General features: G+C 63.2%; 16 protein-coding genes. 5 read left to right on the top strand and 11 right to left on the bottom strand.

The window, feature by feature from the left end:
- Window positions 1-13: 13 nt before the first annotated feature.
- The 4 genes from CLV85_RS02635 to yczR form a co-directional block, all read right to left on the bottom strand.
- The gene (locus tag CLV85_RS02635) at window positions 14-2,353 is read right to left on the bottom strand and encodes a DEAD/DEAH box helicase (protein ID WP_100388051.1); all 2,340 of its coding nucleotides are present in this window, start codon (window positions 2,351-2,353) and stop codon (window positions 14-16) included.
- Between the two features lie 323 nt (window positions 2,354-2,676).
- Window positions 2,677-3,693, bottom strand: a complete 1,017-nt coding sequence (locus CLV85_RS02630) for a hypothetical protein (protein ID WP_229820503.1) — start codon at window positions 3,691-3,693, stop codon at window positions 2,677-2,679.
- Window positions 3,694-3,922: 229 nt separating this feature from the next.
- Window positions 3,923-7,078, bottom strand: a complete 3,156-nt coding sequence (locus CLV85_RS02625; protein WP_100388049.1) for an efflux RND transporter permease subunit — start codon at window positions 7,076-7,078, stop codon at window positions 3,923-3,925.
- Window positions 7,079-7,247: 169 nt separating this feature from the next.
- Window positions 7,248-8,669: a MocR-like transcription factor YczR gene (gene yczR / locus CLV85_RS02620; RefSeq protein ID WP_100388048.1), complete on the bottom strand. Its 1,422-nt coding sequence runs from the start codon at window positions 8,667-8,669 to the stop codon at window positions 7,248-7,250.
- A 61-nt stretch (window positions 8,670-8,730) separates the two neighbouring features.
- Here yczR and yczE point away from each other — a divergent pair, with 61 nt between their 5' ends.
- Entirely contained in the window at window positions 8,731-9,381 is a 651-nt protein-coding gene (gene yczE / locus CLV85_RS02615; protein ID WP_100388047.1) for a membrane protein YczE, read from the top strand.
- 112 nt (window positions 9,382-9,493) lie between these two features.
- Here yczE and CLV85_RS02610 read toward each other — a convergent pair whose 3' ends face one another.
- Window positions 9,494-10,279 carry a MerR family transcriptional regulator gene (locus CLV85_RS02610; protein ID WP_100388046.1) on the bottom strand — a complete coding sequence of 262 codons (786 nt, stop codon included), beginning with the start codon at window positions 10,277-10,279 and terminating at the stop codon, window positions 9,494-9,496.
- A 102-nt stretch (window positions 10,280-10,381) separates the two neighbouring features.
- On the bottom strand, window positions 10,382-11,023 hold the full coding sequence (locus CLV85_RS02605) for a hypothetical protein (RefSeq protein ID WP_100388045.1): 642 nt from the start codon (window positions 11,021-11,023) through the stop codon (window positions 10,382-10,384).
- A gap of 125 nt (window positions 11,024-11,148) precedes the next feature.
- Here CLV85_RS02605 and CLV85_RS02600 point away from each other — a divergent pair, with 125 nt between their 5' ends.
- A complete protein-coding gene (locus CLV85_RS02600; protein ID WP_100388044.1) occupies window positions 11,149-11,544 on the top strand; it encodes a fluoride efflux transporter FluC in 396 nt (131 codons plus the stop codon).
- Entirely contained in the window at window positions 11,541-11,918 is a 378-nt protein-coding gene (locus CLV85_RS02595; protein WP_100388043.1) for a fluoride efflux transporter FluC, read from the top strand. Before CLV85_RS02600 ends, CLV85_RS02595 begins: the two co-directional genes overlap by 4 nt.
- A 62-nt stretch (window positions 11,919-11,980) precedes the next feature.
- Here the strand turns inward: CLV85_RS02595 and CLV85_RS02590 are convergent, their stop codons facing one another.
- Genes CLV85_RS02590 through CLV85_RS02580 form a run of 3 tightly spaced genes read right to left on the bottom strand, consistent with a single transcriptional unit; the run spans window position 11,981 to window position 14,404 of the window.
- Window positions 11,981-12,598, bottom strand: a complete 618-nt coding sequence (locus tag CLV85_RS02590; RefSeq protein ID WP_100388042.1) for a phosphoribosylanthranilate isomerase — start codon at window positions 12,596-12,598, stop codon at window positions 11,981-11,983.
- The gene (locus tag CLV85_RS02585; RefSeq protein WP_229820374.1) at window positions 12,595-13,524 is read right to left on the bottom strand and encodes a carbohydrate kinase family protein; all 930 of its coding nucleotides are present in this window, start codon (window positions 13,522-13,524) and stop codon (window positions 12,595-12,597) included. The genes CLV85_RS02590 and CLV85_RS02585 overlap by 4 nt, the downstream gene beginning before the upstream one ends.
- A complete protein-coding gene (locus tag CLV85_RS02580) occupies window positions 13,493-14,404 on the bottom strand; it encodes a pseudouridine-5'-phosphate glycosidase (protein WP_100388041.1) in 912 nt (303 codons plus the stop codon). Before CLV85_RS02580 ends, CLV85_RS02585 begins: the two co-directional genes overlap by 32 nt.
- Before the next feature lie 127 nt (window positions 14,405-14,531).
- Between CLV85_RS02580 and CLV85_RS02575 the strand changes: the two genes are divergently transcribed.
- Entirely contained in the window at window positions 14,532-15,425 is an 894-nt protein-coding gene (locus CLV85_RS02575; RefSeq protein ID WP_100388040.1) for a LysR family transcriptional regulator, read from the top strand.
- Window positions 15,426-15,450: 25 nt separating this feature from the next.
- Here the strand turns inward: CLV85_RS02575 and CLV85_RS02570 are convergent, their stop codons facing one another.
- Together CLV85_RS02570 and CLV85_RS02565 are read right to left on the bottom strand one after the other, a co-directional pair.
- Window positions 15,451-16,611: an AAA family ATPase gene (locus CLV85_RS02570; protein ID WP_100388039.1), complete on the bottom strand. Its 1,161-nt coding sequence runs from the start codon at window positions 16,609-16,611 to the stop codon at window positions 15,451-15,453.
- A gap of 110 nt (window positions 16,612-16,721) precedes the next feature.
- Window positions 16,722-17,843, bottom strand: a complete 1,122-nt coding sequence (locus CLV85_RS02565; RefSeq protein ID WP_100388038.1) for an NAD(P)-binding domain-containing protein — start codon at window positions 17,841-17,843, stop codon at window positions 16,722-16,724.
- A 155-nt stretch (window positions 17,844-17,998) separates the two neighbouring features.
- Here CLV85_RS02565 and CLV85_RS02560 point away from each other — a divergent pair, with 155 nt between their 5' ends.
- On the top strand, window positions 17,999-18,229 hold the full coding sequence (locus CLV85_RS02560) for a DUF3073 domain-containing protein (RefSeq protein WP_100388037.1): 231 nt from the start codon (window positions 17,999-18,001) through the stop codon (window positions 18,227-18,229).
- The last annotated feature ends 194 nt before the right edge of the window (window positions 18,230-18,423 follow it).

The raw sequence follows: 18,423 nt of genomic DNA, 5'->3' as shown, positions 1-18,423 counted from the left end.
AGCTGCGCGCTAGCTAGAGCGCTGCGAGCTTGTCGATTACAGCATCGCCGGGCGCTACGTCGATCGACTCAGCATCGATCTCGGCGCGGCCGAGCAGTTCGTCCATCTTGCGACGACGGTTGCGGTTGATGAGCGTGACCACGGTTCCGACCTTGCCTGCACGACCGGTGCGGCCGGCGCGGTGCAGGTACGTCTTGTACTCCTCGGGAGCGTCAGCCTGAATAACGAGGCTGATGTCATCCACGTGGATGCCGCGGGCTGCAACGTCAGTGGCAACGAGCACGTTGACTCGTCCGCTCGTGAGCTGCTGCAGGTTGCGGGTACGACGCGACTGGTTGAGGTCACCGTGGAGGCTCGTGGCCGGAATTCCGGCATCCTCCAGGTAGTCAGCCATTTCTTCCGCGAACGCACGCGTACGAGTGAAGACGAGAGTCTTGCCGTCGCCACCAGCAAGCTGGCGGATGATGGCACGCTTCTCGCGCTGCTCGATGAGCAGAACCTTGTGGTCGATCGTGGAGGAAGCCTGGTCTTCGCCAGCAACCTCGTGCACGGCCGGGTCAACAAGGAACTCGTTGACGAGCGTGGCAACGCCCTTGTCGAGAGTCGCAGAGAACAGCAGCTTCTGGCCGCCATCGCTGGTCTCGCGCAGGATGCGCTGAACGGGCTCAAGGAACCCGAGATCGCACATGTGGTCTGCCTCGTCGAGAACAGTGACCTTCACCTGGCTGAGGTCGAGGCGACCCTGCTGTACGAGGTCTTCGACACGACCGGGAGTCGCAATGATGACATCGACACCGCGCTGAAGCGCAGCAACCTGCTTGTACTGGGGAACGCCGCCGACGATAGTCGTCGTGAACAGGCCAACGCTGCGAGCGATGGGCTGAACGGTGCGGTCGATCTGCTGAGCAAGCTCGCGGGTCGGAGCCAAAATGAGGGCGCGCGGCTTGCGGCCCATCTGACGGTCCTTGCCACCATTGTTTTCCATCAGGCGCTCAACGAGAGGGGCACCGAAAGCGATGGTCTTGCCCGATCCGGTCTTTCCACGGCCAAGAACATCCTTACCGGCGAGAACGTCGGGGATGGTTGCTGCCTGGATGGGGAACGGCGACTCTGCACCCATGGATGCGAGCTGACGCGAGATGTTTGAACCGATACCGAGATCGATGAAGGACTTGCCTTCTACCTCTCTGGCGGTGACTACCTTGGCTTCGAGACGCTCGAGAACGACATCTTCTTGCAGCTCGTGTGACGACTTCTCGTCACGGTTGGGGTAGTAGGAGCTTTCGCGACGTTCGGTGCGCTGCGGGCGCTCGTTGCGGTCAGCGTATGAGGGACGGCCACCACGCTCGGGGCGGTCACCGTACGAGGGACGCTCTGAACGCTGAGCACGGTCGTTGTAGGCAGGGCGCTCGGTGCGCTGGGCACGGTCGTTGTACGAGGGGCGCTCGGTGCGACCAGCGGATGCACCACGGTCACCATACGAAGGACGCTCGGTGCGCTGGGCGCGATCGTTGTACGACGGGCGCTCTGAGCGCTCGGGGCGTGCGCCACGGTCGTTGCGGTCACCGTAGGAGGGACGCTCGGTGCGCTGCGGGCGCTCGTTGCGGTCACCGTACGAAGGACGGCCACCACGCTCGGGGCGGTCACCGTACGAGGGACGCTCGCTACGACCAGCGGATGCACCACGGTTGTTGCGGTCGTTGTACGACGGACGCTCTGAACGACCGGCGTAACCGCCACGCTCAGGACGACCACCACGGTCAGGACGGTCACCATACGAAGGACGCTCGCCACGACCAGCGGAAGCACCACGGTCATTACGGTCGTTGTACGACGGACGCTCTGAACGACCGGCGTAACCGCCACGCTCAGGACGACCACCACGGTCAGGACGGTCACCATACGAAGGACGCTCACCGCGACCAGCGGATGCACCGCGGTCGTTGCGATCGTTGCGGTCGGGACGGTCACCGTACGAAGGACGGCCACCACGCTCGGGGCGCGAGTCGCGCTGGCTGCGGTCACCGTAGGCGCCACGTTCGTTGCGCTGGGGACGGTCGCCGTACGAGGGGCGCTCGTTGCGGTCGCCGTACTCGGGGCGTCCGCCGCGGGCAGGCTTCTCACGAGGAGTCCAATCGGGACGGCTGTCGCCGCGTCCGCCGCGAGCTGCGCCGGAGCGGTTGTCGCCGGTGCGAGCGGCACGGTCATCCGCACTCCATCGACGCTTGGGGGCTTCGCCCTGGTCGGGGCGGAATCCGCGGTGACCTTCGCTGCGTGAACCGCCGCGCTTGGGAGCACCAGAGTTGAAGTCGCTTGTGCCACGTCCGGTGGCAGGCTTATTGAATTTAGGCATTGTTCTTTCCGGGTTGTTCTTAGATGGAACACATCTAGTGCGTGGAGCACGGGCGCACGACAACATTCGCCAATTTAGTAACTAGTCACTGACTAGCTACGTACTCATTAGCGTGAGTTTTCGTACGCTGTACTACTGAACCCGGGCAGTCTTTGACCGAGGCCGTCACATACATTCGTGTGATTGTCACCAGTTGGATGGACTGGCAAACCGGCCCGCAAGACTTACAAACCCATACGCGAGATTTCGCGCTGTCTTGAGCCGACTTATCAACTTTACGTCATCGGGCGCACAATAGCGAGAGCGCACCGGATGCCCGCCTCCTACTTGAGGCGAGAATTCACTGCGAACTGCAGCGCGAAGACATCGAGCTGCTCCCCTACGGGCGCAAGCCAGTCACCGACCTCCCGGAGCAACTCCTCTGGAATCACGAGCCGCACCGCATTGTTCGGGTCACTGGCGATCGTGAGCGGAGCATCCGCCAGTCGATGCACGACAGCCCACGACTTGGTCACCAACTGAGGTCGATCGGCAGCCAGACGCTGCGCAGCGATCGCGGTGGTGACGTTGATGTGTTCGTCGATCTTGCCATCGCGCACTACGCGGCCCCAGGCATCCAGAACATAGTCGCCCGGCGCCCAGAGCAAGGAATCGATGAACGCGATCTGGTTGCCCGCGACAACCGCGTGCCCGACGTGGGCCGTTCGCGACCCCGGAACTTCAAGGCCCTGAACGATCGAGACCCCCGGCATACGGATGAGCTGCTCGAGCAGTGGAGCCGTCAACCGCTCGGCGACAGCGAGTCGGCGCTCGAGTTCCCCCGAGTTCTCGTCAATCATGACGGGCTCCCCGGCAAAGTGACGCTCGCGCTGACCGTTCGGAAAAACGGTTCGCATCGCGGTAAGCACGTTCGAGCGCCAGTGCGCGAAGCTGCTGACCTGAGTGGTTATTTTGACCCAGACCACGATGGAGAGGGCAACGAACACCGCAGCGACGGCAAGAGACGGCACGTTGGCGAGCTGCGGAATCGTCGAATAGGCAAACGCCAGTTCCTGATCAAACACGATGGCGAGCACTGTACCGAGTACTGCCAATGCTGCCGAGACAACAAAGAAGAGGAAGAAGAAACGTGCGGCTCCCACAGCGAGGTTGAACCGGGCGAGCGTCACCGCGACGACAGCGATCACGAGTTCGGCGGCAATAACGCCGACGATGAGTTGACGATTCATCTCGGTTGCACTCGTCGCCAAGTACTCAAGAAAGTAGACGGTGGCACCGACCAGCGCCGCAATGAGAAACAGTGCGAAAAGTAGGTGGGTTGCGAGAGTCAAGGGCGCCACCTTCGGGGGCGTCTTCGGCCAGACAGCGGGACTCGATGCCCACAGTTTCTGCGCCCAGCCGAACGTCTCGGCGCGCACCGCTGGCACTGGAATTCGTTGTCCCAGCGCGCTGTTTCCCCCAGCATTGTTCATGAAATAATCTCCATTTCCCCCAGAACAGCTTAAGGCATCTGAGGGAAATGGAGTCGAACGATGAGGATGCGCGACTGCTCGTTAGCGCGGCAGTCAGCTACTCGGCCGGAGCGACTACCGGAGTCTCGCGACCGGCCTTCTTGGCGGCTCGCCGACTCTTGCGATCGGTGCCGGAAGCCTTGCGGTCTTCGCGGCGCTCCTTGGCGCCTTCAACGACGTAGTAAAGAACCGGAAGAACCACGAGCGTCAGAACGGTTGAGGAGAGGAGTCCGCCGATCACGATGATGGCGAGCGGCTGCGAAATGAAGCCGCCCTGACCGGTGACACCGATGCCGAGCGGAAGAAGCGCGAAGATCGTGGCGGCGGCCGTCATCAGAATCGGGCGGAGTCGACGTGACGCACCCTCGATGATGGCGTCGTGCGCACGCATGCCCCTGACCCGGTACTGGTTGATGAGGTCGACAAGCACGATCGCGTTTGTCACGACGATACCGATGAGCATGAGCACACCGATGAGCGAAGCAACACCGAGCGGGATGCCGGAGATCACCTGAAGCGCAATCGCTCCCGTGGCCGCGAACGGCACCGAAACGAGCAAGAGCAACGGCTGGCGCAGGCTCTTGAAGGTCGCGACCATGACGACGTACACGATCAAAATTGCGACAAGCAGGGCAAGTCCGAGTTGCTGGAATGCATCGGTCTGTTCAGTGGCAACACCACCGAGTTCGGCTGAGGCTCCAGCAGGCAATTCTGCTTCGTCCACAGCAGCAGCAACCAGAGCGGATGCCGTACCCACGTCATCGCTACCCGGCGTCACACTCAGAGTGGCGCTTCGCACACCCTTGACCGAGGTGATGCTCGCGGGGCCATCTTCCACCGAGACAGCGGCCACGTCCGTCAGCGGAACGAGTCCCGTGGCGCCGGGGATCTTGAAGTCTTTCAACTCCTCGATCGTGGTGGGGGCGAGGTCATTGAGGATGTAAATCGAGAGCGTAGTTTCGTTGATAACGGCGCTACCGACCGCGTTCGGGTTCATTGCGCCCGTGACGATTCCGCCCACCGCGATTTCGCTGAGACCGAGCTTGGCGGCCTTGTCGCGGTCAACCACGATCGAGATAAAGGGCTGCTGTTCCGAGAGGTTGCTGGTGGCTTCGGCTACGACGTCGAGGTCACGCACCTGCTCCAGCAGAGCATCCGACGCTTCGCGCAGTTCGGAATCGCTCGTGGCCGTGATGTTGATCTCGATGTCGCTCGACGCGAAGCCACTTGACGCTGCGGCAAGGGTGATCTCGCCCGCATCCTCGATGTCAGCGACAGCGTCGCGCACATCTTCTTGCAACTGGGTCTGATCGAGATCGGGATCGGTCGTGAGCGAGAACGCATTGGCTCCGCTGCCGGAGAATGCGGCCCTCAATGAGCCACCGCTGGATCCGATGGAGAGCTGCACAGTTTCGATGCCGTCGAGATTCATCAGAACCTCTTCAACCTTCATGGCGGCCTCGTCACGAGCTTCCAAGCTGGCGCCGAGAGGCAAGCTTTGGTTGACCGTCAACGTGTTCTGGCCGCTGTCGCCGATGAAGTTCGTCTTCATGAACGGGACAAGCGCCACGGTGCCGCCGAGCAGCAGAACGGCAGCGAGCAGCGTGGCCAGAGGGCGCTTGAGCGTCCACTTGATCACGGGCAGGTAGCCGCGCTGCAGAGCGTTGGTCTTCTCTTCCTGCGGGAGGCCGGCAGCGTGAGCGTGCTCGACGGCAGCCTCCGTGTGACGCGGTGCGACCTTGTTGCCGAGGAACCAGTACGCCAATACCGGCACGATCGTCAGGGACACAAACAGCGACGCGGCAAGCGCGATGGCGGTCGTCAGCGCGAACGGGCGGAACAGCTCTCCCGTGATGTCGCCGACGAGGGCGAGCGGCAAGAACACCGCGATGGTCGTCACCGTGGATGCCGTGATGGCTCCCGCAACTTCCTTCACCGCAGTCTGGATCGCCTGCAGCTTCGGTTCCCCCATGGAGACATGACGCTTGATGTTCTCAATAACCACGATCGAGTCATCCACCACTCGACCAATCGAGATCGTGAGCGCTCCGAGGGTGATGATGTTGAGCGTGTAACCCGAGACCTGCATACCAATGAAGGTGATGAGTACGGATGCCGGGATCGAGATCGCGGTGACCAGCGTCGAACGAATCGACAGCAGGAACACCAGAATCACGATCACGGCGAAGACGAGGCCAAGCAGACCTTCGGTCGTGAGGCTATCGATGGACTCCTGAATGAAGGGAGCCTGGTCGAAGACGACGGTGAACTGGGTGTTGCTGCCGAGCGCGCTTTCGAGCTCGGGGATTGCTTCGAGAACGGCTTCGGAGACGGAAACCGTGTTGCCGGCAGGGCTCTTGGTGATCGCGATCGTCAGTGCGGGTTCGCCGTTGACGCGCGAAATGCCCGTCGCGGGATCGTCGATGACCTCGACGGTGGCCACGTCAGAGATCGTGACGACATCGGTGTTCGAGCCGCCCAGCAGGGGCAGTTCCGCGATTCCATCGGCCGTCGTGATGCGCTGGCCAGCCTGCACCGTGAGCGTCTGACCATCTTCGGTAATTTCACCGGCGGGCAGCAGCACACCGTTGTCATCGAGCGCCGACAGAATGTCTTGGTTGCTCAGACCATTGATGAAGAGTTCGTCTTGGTCGGGAGTGATGACCAGTCGCTGCGTGGCGGTTCCGAGCAGGCTCGCATCGCTGACGCCCTCCAACTTATTGAGCTCAACCAGAGTGGAAGCTTCGAGCTTGTTCGAAAGTTCGAGCGGGTCGAGGTCGCTCGAGACGGCGATCTGCACAACCGGGAGGTCGGTGAAGTTGAAGGTGAAGACTTGAGTATCTGCCGAGTCAGGGAGCTGGCCCGAGATGCGGTTGATAGCGAGCTGAATCTTCTGCTCGGCGGTAGCGATGTTGGTGCCGTACTCGAATGATGCCGAGATGTTGGCGAAGTTCGAGTTCGACGTTGCGGTAGTGGACTCGAGCCCTTCAACGCCCTGGATGGCTGCTTCGAGCGGCCCCGCGAGGTCCTTATCGACGACCTCGGGCGATGCACCCGGGTAGGTCGAGACGATGAAAATCTGCGGCAACGACAGTGACGGAATGAGCTCTTGCTTGAGCGACGTGAGCGCCACGCCACCGAAAATTCCGATGACGATGGTGACAAGCGCGATGAGGGCTCGGTTGCGCAAAGAGAAAACGGAGAGCAGATGCACGGGGAACTTTCGTTGCTGTTAAACGCGGGCGCGGTCGCAAAACCACTTCTTGGTTAGATCAATTCTCTCAGCACCCTCAGCATTCCGCGTACTCTCGCGAGATTACATCTGCGTTAATCCTGCCGATGCCGTCGCTCGCGAACTATCGCCCCGTAACGCGCGCTGAGCGTTAGACCACGTTCGCGAACTCACTGCTGGCCGGTGAGAACGGATGCCGCATCACGGTCGACCAGGCTGCGGCGAGCGCCGAGACGCCCTGTTCCAATTCGGCAGAGCCCACACTGAACGGAATACGCAGGAAGCGTTCGAACGCGCCATCCATCCCGAAGCGCGGTCCTGCCGCAATGACGAGGCCTTCGTTGCGGGCGGCGAGTACGAGCTGCGAGCTCACGGGTTGGCCGAGGCCGATCCACGCGGTCATTCCGCCCGGAGTGTGCGGCACTTGCCACGACGGCAGTTGCTCGGCGAGGAGGGAGGAGAGGTGCTCGCGGCCGGCCCGCAGAGACGTGCGCCGAGCATCCAGAATCGAGGGGAAAGTCTCGAGAATGTTGGTGACGACGAGCTGTTCGAGCAGCGGGGTTCCGAGGTCACCGGCGGAGCGAGCACGCACGAGTTGGCGGATAGTGGCGTGATCGGCGCGGATCCAACCGGTGCGCAGACCACCCCAGACCGTTTTACCAACTGAACCCACGGAGATGGCGTTGCCGTGCGCGGCGAAGGGCAGCCGACTGCCGGTGCCATCGAGATCCAGTTCGGCCATCGTCTCGTCAGCGATCACAGCGGTGCCCTGGCGAGCCGCGAGCGACAGCACCTTTGCACGCAGCTCGTCGGGCATCGATTGGCCCGTCGGATTGTGAAAGTCGGGCATGAGATAGGCGAGCGAGGGGCTCGTGCGCTGGATAGCCTGCTCCACGGCAATGGCATCCCAGCCAGTCTCGGTCGAGACCCCGACCGGCACGAGGCGAGCCCCGGCCGCCCGGAGCGCATCGAGCGCGTGCGGGTAACTCGGGTTTTCCATGAGGGCACGGTCTCCGCGCGACATGAGCGTGCGCGAGATGAGCGCGATGGCGTGCTGAGCGCCGAGCGTCACCATGATCTGGTCGGGGCTCGTGGGCAGACCGCGGTCGGCGTAACGCTGAGCGATGGCCTCACGCAGCACGGGGATACCCACGGGATCGAAGCCCGATTCCCCCAGATAGGCCGGCAGCTGTTCGGCTGCTCGGCGAGAGGCTTCAATAACTTCGGGGGCGGCCGCGATTGTTGACTTACTGAAGTCGAGCATTTGCGGGGCAGCGGGATCAGGAATCAGACTCGCTCGATGCGGCAACTGGGCAACGCTGCCCGAACCGCGGGTGCTCTCCACATAGCCGCCTTCGCGCAGCGCCGAGTAGGCCGCCGATACCGTGGTGCGACTGATGCCGAGAGCGAGCGCCAACTCACGTTCGGCCGGCAGGCGCGTCGAGGTCAGGATGCGGCCATCCATGATGAGAAGGCGGATGCGGTCGGAGACGGCTAGATACGCCGCATTGGATCCTGCAGCCCGCCACTCACCCATCATGACGACCAATGCGCGGGCCGAAAGGCTATTCATCAGGCCACCATAGCCCGATTGGCCTCTTGTTAGGAGGCCAATTTCGTAATTGGATGCTTTTATGACTCCCCGCCTCACCATGACCCGACGCATCGCGCAGCTCGGCTTCGGCCTGTTCTTCTACGGCTTTGCCATTGCGCTCATGATTCGCGCGGAGATTGGTGTGGCCCCGTGGGACGTGCTCGGCCAGGGCGTCTCGCTCAGCACCGGCCTCCCCTTTGGCCTTGTTACCAACATCGTTGGCCTGATCGTGCTGCTGCTGTGGATCCCGATTCGGCAGAAGCCTGGAATCGGCACCGTGTTCAACGTGGCCCTCGTGGGGCCTAGCGCTCAAGTAGGGCTCTGGATCTTGCCCGAGATTGAGGGGCTCGGCCTGCGCATTCTTGTTTTCGTCGCCGGCCTGCTGTTACTCGGAATCGCCACCGGGCTCTACCTCGGGGCACGCTTTGGGCCCGGACCACGCGATGGCCTGATGACGGGCATCCACCACCGCTACGGCGGCAAGATTTGGATCGTGCGCAGCAGCATCGAACTCGTCGTGCTGACGATCGGCGCGATTCTGGGCGGGAACCTTGGCTGGGGCACGCTGGCGTTCGCGCTGCTCATCGGACCCATCGTGCACTTCACGATGCCGCGCCTCATGGTGCCCGCCGCCATCACGGCCGGCACCGTAGTGACGCCGGAGCCGAGCCCCGACGTCACCGTCAACTAACGACGCTAGGAAACGCGGCTGCACTGCACGAGCAACGCAGCCGCGTGAACTTCGGCGCCGTGATGCCAGCGCCCTGGCCCCAGCTTTAGCCCCAGTGCTTGAGCCCCGCGCTTTAGCCCCAGCGCTTGGCCGCGAACGCGACCATGGCCGCGCGTACGAACTCGGCGCCGGCCTGCCCGCCGTAGTTGCGAGCGAAGCGCGGGTCGGCGACATACATGTCGGCCAGGCCGAGGTAGTACTCGCGCGGCGGCCCCGCCTTGCCTTCGCTCGGGGTGCCGGGGATTCCGACGAGGCCGTCGAACTGTCGCTGCGCGAGCGCCTGAGCCTCGTCGCTTTCGGGGTCATCACCGCGCTGGGCAGCGGTGGCCCAGTCGGCCGCGAGTTGTTTCTGCGCCGCCACGAACGTTGCGCGGTCGGCGGCGCTCATCGCCTTCCACCAGATGTCGCTCGCCGCGTAGGAGTCGGAACCCCAGCGCTGCTCCACTTCGTCTTTGTGCGCGGTGTGGTCGAATCCGTCAAACATTTCTTCAGCCATGAGGGGCTCTCCTTCTTTAATCTTGTGGATGGTGCTGGTCACCGACGCAATGAGGCGATCGATGCGCTGCTTCTCGCTTTCCAGCAGGCGCACGTGGTCACTCAGCGCTTTCAGGTCATCGCGCTGACCGGCGAGAATCTCGGCAATAGCCGCTAGGCCGAGCCCGAGTTCGCGCAACAGCAGAATGCGCTGAAGGCGGGCGAGGGCATCCGCGTTGTAATAGCGGTAGCCGTTGGTCCCGATGCGGCTCGGGCTGAGGAGCCCAATGTTGTCGTAGTGCCGCAGCGTGCGCGACGTGGTGCCCGTGATGCGGGCGACGTCGTTGATGGAACGCTCGGTGGGTGCGGTGCTGTCGTGGGCCATACCTCGACGGTAAAGGTTGACGTTACGTCAATGTCAAGCGAATGCCTGTTTCAGCACTAGCGCGACTGCTGGGCGCGGGCGATCCGGCGATCCGGCGATGCTTTATTCGGTGAACCGCACCGGAACGTAGACATCCTGAACCCGGTCATTGAGCGCCGTGTGGTCGTTGCGCGTGAAGATGCCACACTCGTTGGTGATGCAATCGGCGTCTTCGCCGAGCGGGTCACCCAGTTCGAGATATGCGGTGAAGGTGCCCGTAGCGGTGTCGTCATAGCTGCGAGCGCCGAAGAGTCGCCAAGCCCAGTCGGCATTGATCCAGTTGCTGGGAGCCCACTGCACAGTGCCCTCGGCCACGTTCTCTTGCTGCTGGCTCGGCACGCCACCGATGCACGGCCCCGGCTTGTCAGCCGACGTCTCAGGGATGACGCACACGGCAACATAAACGCCTTGAGTTCCGTCATAGCCGGTTCCCGTCACGACTACCCGTTCGCCACGAACGAGCGCCTCGGTGTCGATCGGTTCGCCATTTTCTCCGGCGAGAGTCAACGTGCGGGTGCGACCGTCATCCCCTTCGGCGGTGACCGAGAGCGGCCATTCTCCGTCGACGAGCTGCTGGCTCGACTGACCCGAACTCTCGTGGGTGAGGATCGGCACGACGATGATGGCGATCGGCACGAGCAACACCACAACAACAATGAGCACAATCCACGGCCAACGACGGCGGCGCGCAGCAATTCGGGTCATGGCCTCAGTCTAGGACTGCACGGGGTGCCGCCGAACGGGGTGGATGACACAGCGCGGCTGCCGCTTGCCCTAGGGTGATCGTGTAGGCAGCACCCGCTTGAGCATTGGCACACGAAAGGCAGCACATGATTCGTGAAATAGCTGCTGTCGCGGTCGGCGGCGCACTCGGCACCGGAATGCGTTTTGCTCTCGACCTTGCCTTCACCACGGATGACGGGCTCTTCCCCATCTCCACCCTGATCGCCAATATTCTGGGCAGCTTCGTTCTCGCGCTTGTCGTCGCCGAACTGTGGGCGCCATCCCCCGCGTGGGCACGTGCTGGTTTGGGGGCCGGACTCCTCGGCTCGTTCACCACATTCTCCGCTCTCGCGGTGGCCGCCGTGCATCTCATTGGCGTTGATCAGTGGCTCCCCGCCCTTATCTACGTCGCCGCCACCCTCGTTCTCGGGCTCGCTGCCGCCGCTCTCGGACTGCGCGCCGGGCTTGCCCGTCGGAGCCAACCAGATCTGGTGAACGAATGACCGCCGGCGTTGTCTTTGCGATCCTCGGGGCCGGAGCCGCCGGGGCAGTACTGCGTTACCTGACAGCGCGCGCGTTCTCGTCGTATCCCGGCTTCCCCTGGGCAGTGCTCGTGGTGAACGTTGTCGGATCGGCGCTCGGTGGCACGCTCGCCGGGCTAGCCCACGTGGGCACCATTGACGCGAACCTCGAAATCATTCTGCTCACCGGGCTGTGCGGCGGTCTCACCACATTCAGCACCCTGAGCGTGGAGACGATGCAGAACGTCACCCTGAAGCGGATGCGCGTTGCGGTGATCAGCGTGCTCGCCAACCTCGTCGTCGGCATTGGCGTCGCAGCCGCCACCTACTTCGGGTTGATCGCGCTCGCTTCCTAGACTGCGCGGCTAAGCAGCTGGCCCGTTCATGCTGAGTCGCGACGGTCTCGCGCGAGCGATGCTTAGACCGAGCGAGCAGCGGCGATAAAGTCGCGGATGCGCGTCACGTCTTTCACGCCGCGACTCGCTTCGACGCCACTCGAGACATCCACCCCACCGGGCTGCAGCGTGCGCACGAGTTCGGCGACGTTGTCGGGCGTGAGCCCACCGGCGAGAATCCACGACTCCGGCAGCGCGGTGCCCTCCAGAAGCGCGGGATCGAAGGTAGCGCCAGCACCGGGCTCGACGGCGTCAATCAGGAGCCGGTCATCCGCTCGCAATTGACCGGCGAGGCTGCGGCGGCGGTAGTCCTCCACCGAAATAGCACGGATGGTGCCGAAACCTTCGGCGCGCAGCCGGTCGAAGTCGGCGTCGCTCTCATCGCCGTGCAACTGCACGGTCGCGACGCCGGCACGGCGAGCGATGGCGAGCACCTCGTCGATCGGCTGGTTGCGAAAAACTCCAACGGTCTCGATCTCCGAAGGCAGCCCCTGCGTGAGCGAAAGTGCCTGATCGTCAAGGACGAGACGCGGGCTGCCGGGGGCGAAGACGAACCCGATCGCATCGGCACCCGCCTCCGCTACCGCCAGGGCGGCATCCGGCGTACTGATGCCGCAAATTTTCACAAAGAGGCGAGTCACTTCGACGCTGCTCCGGAGGATGCTCCCGGCGATGCCAGCACAAGGGCCGCGGAGGCGTGACCGCCCACGCACGCCTTCTGCAGGTCGCGACTGGCGAGGTATGACGTCAAGAACCCTGCGGCGAAAGCATCGCCAGCGCCGGTGAGGTCGCGCACTTCGGGAACCGGGGGTACCGCCACCGTCAGCGGCGCCTGACCAGGTTCGTGAACGAGGGTGGGATCCGCTCCCGCCTTCGTCACGATGATGGTCTTCGCGAGCCGAGCAGCAACAGCGCCGGGTAGGCCGTCGACGACGACTCCGAGACATTCCATCTCGCTCGCGTTGCCGATCAAGAAGTCGGGGCTGAGGTCAGCCATGAGATCAAGGAAGCGATCGATGCCGTACTGGGCGAGCATCCCCGTGGAGGAGACGTCGATCGAGACAAGAATGCCCCGTTTTTTGGCGCGACGGATGACGTCGATCACGGTTTCCCCGACGGGCGCTCCATTGAACGAATAGGCCGAAACGTGCAGCAGCTCGAGACCGTCGAGCCACGCATCCGGAACCTCATCGAGCATCGTCGCTGCCGCGCGGTTAGGCACCATGCTGCGTTCACCGTCTTGGTCGATCAGGATGATGACGGTGCCCGTGACGTGTTTGCGCTGCACGCGCACATCAACACCTTCAGCCTCGAGACCCTCAACGAGCAGGGTGCCGAGATGGTCATTGCCCACGCAACCGATGAAACGCGTGGGGCCGAGTCGCCCGGCAAAGCTCGCGACGTTCGCACCGCTACCGCCGCGGGTGTGAAAGATTTCCGCAGCGGTATCGGTGCCATGCCTCAGCGGTTCAGCCAGCCAGACGACAACGTCTTCAACGAGGTCGCCGATGATTCCGAGCATGAGCGGCTGGCCGCTAGCGGGTGAGCGCCGTGGCGACGAGTCCACCGAGCGCAACATTGCCGCGGTAGACCTCAACGTTGACGTCGAGGCTGAGCCCCTTGGTGTCCTTCTGGATGAAGTCGAGCAAGAACGGGGTCGAGGCGTTGCCGCTGATGCCCTGCTTGTCGGCTTCAGCCCAGGCGCGGGTGAGGATGTCGTCGAGCTGCTCCGGAGGAAGCTGCTTGTCGGCGGCAACGGGGTTGGCCAGCAATACGGACTGCGGCAGACCGAGCTCGTCGCGCGCGTTCACGACCGCGGCTGCTTCTTCGGGAGTGTCGACCGAGTAGCCAATGCTGAAGCCGGAGTCGGTGACGTAGAAGCCCGGGTACTTGGTGGTGCCGTAACCGATGACGGGGATGTTGAGGGTCTCGAAGCGCTCGAGGGTGGCGGGGATGTCGAGAATCGACTTCACTCCGGCGCTGATCACAAGAATCGGGATCTGAGCGAGCGTGGTCATGTCGGCCGACTCGTCGAAGGTTTCGGAGGCTCCGTGGTGCACGCCGCCGAGGCCGCCGGTCGAGAAGACCTTGACGCCCGCGTGGTGGGCAAGGAACGCGGTTGCCGCGACCGTGGTGCCACCGTGGATGCCGAGGGCGCGCACGACGGGAAGGTCGCGCAGGCTTGCCTTGGCGATCTTGTCGGTGTTGGAAAGCTCAGTGATCTGCTCAGTGCTGAGGCCGACGGTCGGCACACCGTTGAACACACCGATCGTGGCGGGCGTGACGCCCTGCGCGCGCAGCCCGGCTTCCGCTTCGAGGGCAACATCGAGGTTGCGCGGGCGAGGAAGCCCGTGAGTAAAGATGGTCGATTCAAGGGCGACCACGGGGCGGTTCTCGCGAACTGCGTCTTGGACTTCCTGGGAGACGTGAATGACGGGTGTAGACATGGTCAATCTCTTTCTTCGCTGGTGCTCGTCGCTGAAGGTTCGCCGGAGGCGTGCCGCTGCTTCAACCGTAACTAGTCGATTGCAGAGAATCCAGAAAGAGTGGATGCAGTTTAGATAGCCTTAGCCTATGAAAATTACGCTTCGTCAGGTGGAGATTTTCGTTGCCGTGGCCGATGCCGGGCACTTCGGGCGAGCCGCTGAGGCACTGGAGATCTCGCAACCGACCGTGAGCCAAGAAGTGAGTCGCCTCGAACGCGCCCTCGGGGTGGCCCTGCTCGACCGCTCCGGCCGTTCGGCAAAGCTCACGCAAGCGGGAGAGGCGATGGCGACCGAGGGCCGCCAATTGCTCACCCACGCCAATCAGGTGGTCCGAGAAGTGCAACTCTATGAGCCGAGCCGTATCCGCACCGCCCGCATCGTGGCCTCCCCCAGCGTGGTCAACCGCCTCCTCCCCGCCGTGATCAGTCGGGCCGAGCAAAGCCTTTCGTCGGTGCGCATCGAAGACGTTCTCGTCGACACAGGCGGCGTCACTGCGCGCCTTGTAAGCGAGCACGCCGATATCGGCCTTGGCCGCTTCTTGGATGCCACCGAGGGCTACGAAAGCGAAGTGATCGTGCGCGAACAGGTCTTCGTCGCGATCAGCCGCAAGCATCCGCTGGCGAACGCCGCCCACCTTGAACTCCCCGAACTCGGTGACCTGCCGCTACTGCTGTGGCCTCGCGAACAAAACCCCGCCTACTTCGACTACCTGCTCGAGATCTGCACCTCGCGCGGGCTCAGCCCGCTGCTGCTCGTGAGCCCACCGCGCATCGTGGGATCGCGGCTCTACCTCCTCTCCGAGTCCCGCGCCTTCTCGCTAGTTTCTGCCGCGCTAATCGGTCATCTGCCCGAAGACCTCATCGCGATCCCGCTCGCGCAACCCGCGACCCTAGCGCTCGAGATGCAGTGGCGCTCGAGCGACAACCGCCCCCAACTGACTGCCCTGCGCGACCTCATTCGCGAGGTGGCATCCGCTGGCTAGCGAGCGCCGCCGCCGCCGCACTTCACTAGCGCTTCGGCCAACTCCACGCGGGTTCATCCAGCATCCCTTGCCCGTCTACCGCGGTTTCACCGTCGACTTTGACGAGATGGATGCGGCTCGCTCCTGATTCGTCGAGTTCGTCAACGAGCGCAGAGGAGTGCGACACCACCACGATCTGAGTCTGCTCGGCTGCCGCCTGGATGAGCTCCGCCAGGGGTGCGAGCAACCGGGGATGCAGACTCGTCTCGGGCTCGTTTAACACGAGCAGTGCGGGCGGGTTGGGCGACAACAGTGCCGCAACCAGCAGCAAGAACCGCAGGGTGCCATCCGAGAGCTCGAGGGTATCGAGCGGCCGCAAGAGCCCTGGTTGCACCATGGCGAGCGAGAACAACCCGTCGCTGGATTGCACCTTCACCGAAGCCCCATCGAAGGCTCGCGCAATCGTTCGGTCAAGCAAAGCGGCATTGCCGAACTCGCGAATCGTCTGGAGTGCAGCAGCCAGGTTGGTGCCGCTGTGGCTCAGCACCGGAGCACGAGTGCCCAGCTGCGGCTGCCGCACTGGCGCGTGCGGGTCGGTGCGAAAGTGATCGTAGAAGCGCCATGAACCAAGGTTTTCGCGCACCGTCAGCAGTTCAGGGGTTGTCGACGGGTCCGCGAACGCGGCCACCATGCTCTCGGTGGGCCGCAGCCGGTAGTCGTGCGGCACCCATTCGCCCGAATCACCCCGTACGCGCACTGCCCCGTTGCGCCGTTCGGTCAGCGCGGTGGCCGGGCGCAACACCGAGCCGCTGAAGACGGCTTCTGCCTTGATCTCCGGGTCACGAGCAAACATGGTCTGCTGGTTAGTAGGCAGCCCGAAATCGACGGCATAGCCGAAGTCGCTGCTGGCGTAACCGAGCTTGAGTGCGACGACATCGCGACGCATCGTTCCCTCGACCGGATGCCCGAAACGACGTGCCGCAGAGGCCCCTGCCTCGGGCCCCGCCCACAACAGGGACTGCACGCCGCCTTCCCTCGCGAGCGCCGCAATGGCACCGGACTGGGCAACCTCGGCAAGCAGGCGCAAGCTGCGGTAGACACTCGACTTTCCAACGCCGTTAGCTCCCGAGATCACCGTGAGCCCGGTGATGGGCAGCACTATGTGCCGCAAAGAGCGGAAACCGTCAATCGCCAGCGTCGTGATCATGCCGCGAGCCTAAGCTCAACAGCCGTCATTGCCACGCCGCAGGCCCTGTCCACTCTCCCGAATCCCGTGCGACAGCGCCAGCCCAACAGAGCTCGCACGAACAGCGCTGGCTAGCGACCGTTTTTCATGGCTTGAATCTTGCTGAGGGTGGCAATGGCTTGACGGGCGATCATCCGCCCCGCTCGGTTGGCACCGATGGTGGATGCCTGCGGGCCGTAGCCAGCGAAGAAGACGCGCGGGTCCCGCCACGCCACGCCCTGTCCCACAGCTACGCCGCCCTCTTTCTCGCGCAGTTTCAGCGGAGCGAGGTGGCGCAGTTCTGGCCTAAAGCCTGTGGACCAGATGATGGCATCCGCCTGCTGGAAGGCGCCGTCTTTCCAGCGCACTCCGTTCGGCTCGATGCTCGAGAACATGGGGCGCGGCGTCAGAACGCCCCGTTCGATTCCGGCTTGGATGCGGCGGGTGCGCGGTACGCCCGTGCCGCTGACGATGCTGGGCAGCACTCGCCCGGCACGCGCCGCTTCGTCTTGGATGAGCACCGCTTCTTTGCGCGCTTCGAGGTTGAGGGGGCCGTCTTCAAGAAAGTCGATCGGCCGGCGGCTGACCCACGTGAGGTTCGAGGCAAGGTTTTCGAGTTCGAGCAAGAAGCCGATGGCGGAGGTTCCGCCGCCCACAACAACAACGCTCTGGTCGGTGAATTCGCGGGCACTGCGGTACTCACTCGTGTGCAGGTGGCGGCCCTCGAACGATTTGAGGCCCGGGTACCAGGGAATGAACGGTGCACCCCAGGTGCCTGTGGCATTGATCACCAGCATTGTGCTGACGGTTTTCATCTCTTCACCATCGAGCGAGAAGGTCACATTCAAATGCTCGCCGAAATTATCGACGGCCACGACATCCGCGTTGCGAACAACTTGGAAGTCATAGTGATCTTCGTAGGCACGGTAGTAGTCGGCCACGACTTTCTTGGCCGGCATATGACGGTCGGCGGTTTCGAAACTCAGCCCGAGCTCGTCGAGACCCGGCAGATCGTTGATGCGGTGCGCCGATCCGATGCGCAACGCTTCCCACCGATGCTGCCAGGCGCCGCCCGTTCCGGGGCCGCGATCGAGGAGCACAAAGTCGTTACCGGGGTCGAGACCGAGTCGCCGCAGATAGTAGGCAACAGAGAGGCCTGCTTGGCCAGCACCAATAACGACAACGGAGGTGTCGGTTTCGGTAGTGGATGTCACGCGCTAACGTTACCCGCCCTAACCCCACCTGTGCATCGCCAACCAAGACCTTTCTGTCTCGCGTGCTAAACTTCAGGTTAGTTTTCATCCATCCCTGTTCGCTCGTTCGCTGGCCACCGTCAGTGCACCGGGACAGACGTATGAGGGGGTCTCGCATGGGACGCGGCCGTCAAAAGGCAAAGCACACCAAGGTTGCTCGGGATTTGAAGTACTTCAGCCCAGACACCAACTATGGCGCGCTCGCTCGAGAATTGAGCGGTTCAGAAAGCACTGTCCCGGTTTCCGAAGACAGTGAGAAGTGGCCGGAGTACTCCGCTGGTGACTCGTACAGCGACAAGTACGACATCGAAGACGATGAAGACGACGAAGAAACTCGTAGCGCCTAATAAGCCATCTTCACCGCAACGTTTTATGAAAAAGGCGAGCATCTAGCCCCTCGGGGCCGGATGCTCGCCTTTCTCGTTAAGCACGACTTCTCGCTAGAGGATCTGGCCGGCTTGGAGCAGCTGGCCTGCTTGGAGTAGCTGGCCTGCTTGGAGCAGCTGGCCTGCTTGGAGTAGCTGGCCTGCTTGGAGTAGCT

It is taken from the genome of Salinibacterium amurskyense, assembly GCF_002797685.1.
Classification (GTDB): domain Bacteria; phylum Actinomycetota; class Actinomycetes; order Actinomycetales; family Microbacteriaceae; genus Rhodoglobus; species Rhodoglobus amurskyensis.
Note: the sequence above shows the minus strand (reverse complement) of the source record. Positions and strands in the feature narration are given on the sequence as shown.

Bases quoted from the DNA above. Each gene is read 5' to 3' on its own strand.
- CLV85_RS02575 (WP_100388040.1), top strand. From the start codon at position 14,532: ATGAAAATTACGCTTCGTCAGGTGGAGATTTTCGTTGCCGTGGCCGAT.
- CLV85_RS02610 (WP_100388046.1), bottom strand. From the start codon at position 10,279: ATGGCCCACGACAGCACCGCACCCACCGAGCGTTCCATCAACGACGTC.
- CLV85_RS02570 (WP_100388039.1), bottom strand. From the start codon at position 16,611: ATGATCACGACGCTGGCGATTGACGGTTTCCGCTCTTTGCGGCACATA.
- CLV85_RS02595 (WP_100388043.1), top strand. From the start codon at position 11,541: ATGACCGCCGGCGTTGTCTTTGCGATCCTCGGGGCCGGAGCCGCCGGG.
- CLV85_RS02580 (WP_100388041.1), bottom strand. From the start codon at position 14,404: ATGTCTACACCCGTCATTCACGTCTCCCAGGAAGTCCAAGACGCAGTT.
- CLV85_RS02635 (WP_100388051.1), bottom strand. From the start codon at position 2,353: ATGCCTAAATTCAATAAGCCTGCCACCGGACGTGGCACAAGCGACTTC.
- yczE (WP_100388047.1), top strand. From the start codon at position 8,731: ATGACTCCCCGCCTCACCATGACCCGACGCATCGCGCAGCTCGGCTTC.
- CLV85_RS02560 (WP_100388037.1), top strand. From the start codon at position 17,999: ATGGGACGCGGCCGTCAAAAGGCAAAGCACACCAAGGTTGCTCGGGAT.
- CLV85_RS02600 (WP_100388044.1), top strand. From the start codon at position 11,149: ATGATTCGTGAAATAGCTGCTGTCGCGGTCGGCGGCGCACTCGGCACC.
- CLV85_RS02605 (WP_100388045.1), bottom strand. From the start codon at position 11,023: ATGACCCGAATTGCTGCGCGCCGCCGTCGTTGGCCGTGGATTGTGCTC.
- yczR (WP_100388048.1), bottom strand. From the start codon at position 8,669: ATGAATAGCCTTTCGGCCCGCGCATTGGTCGTCATGATGGGTGAGTGG.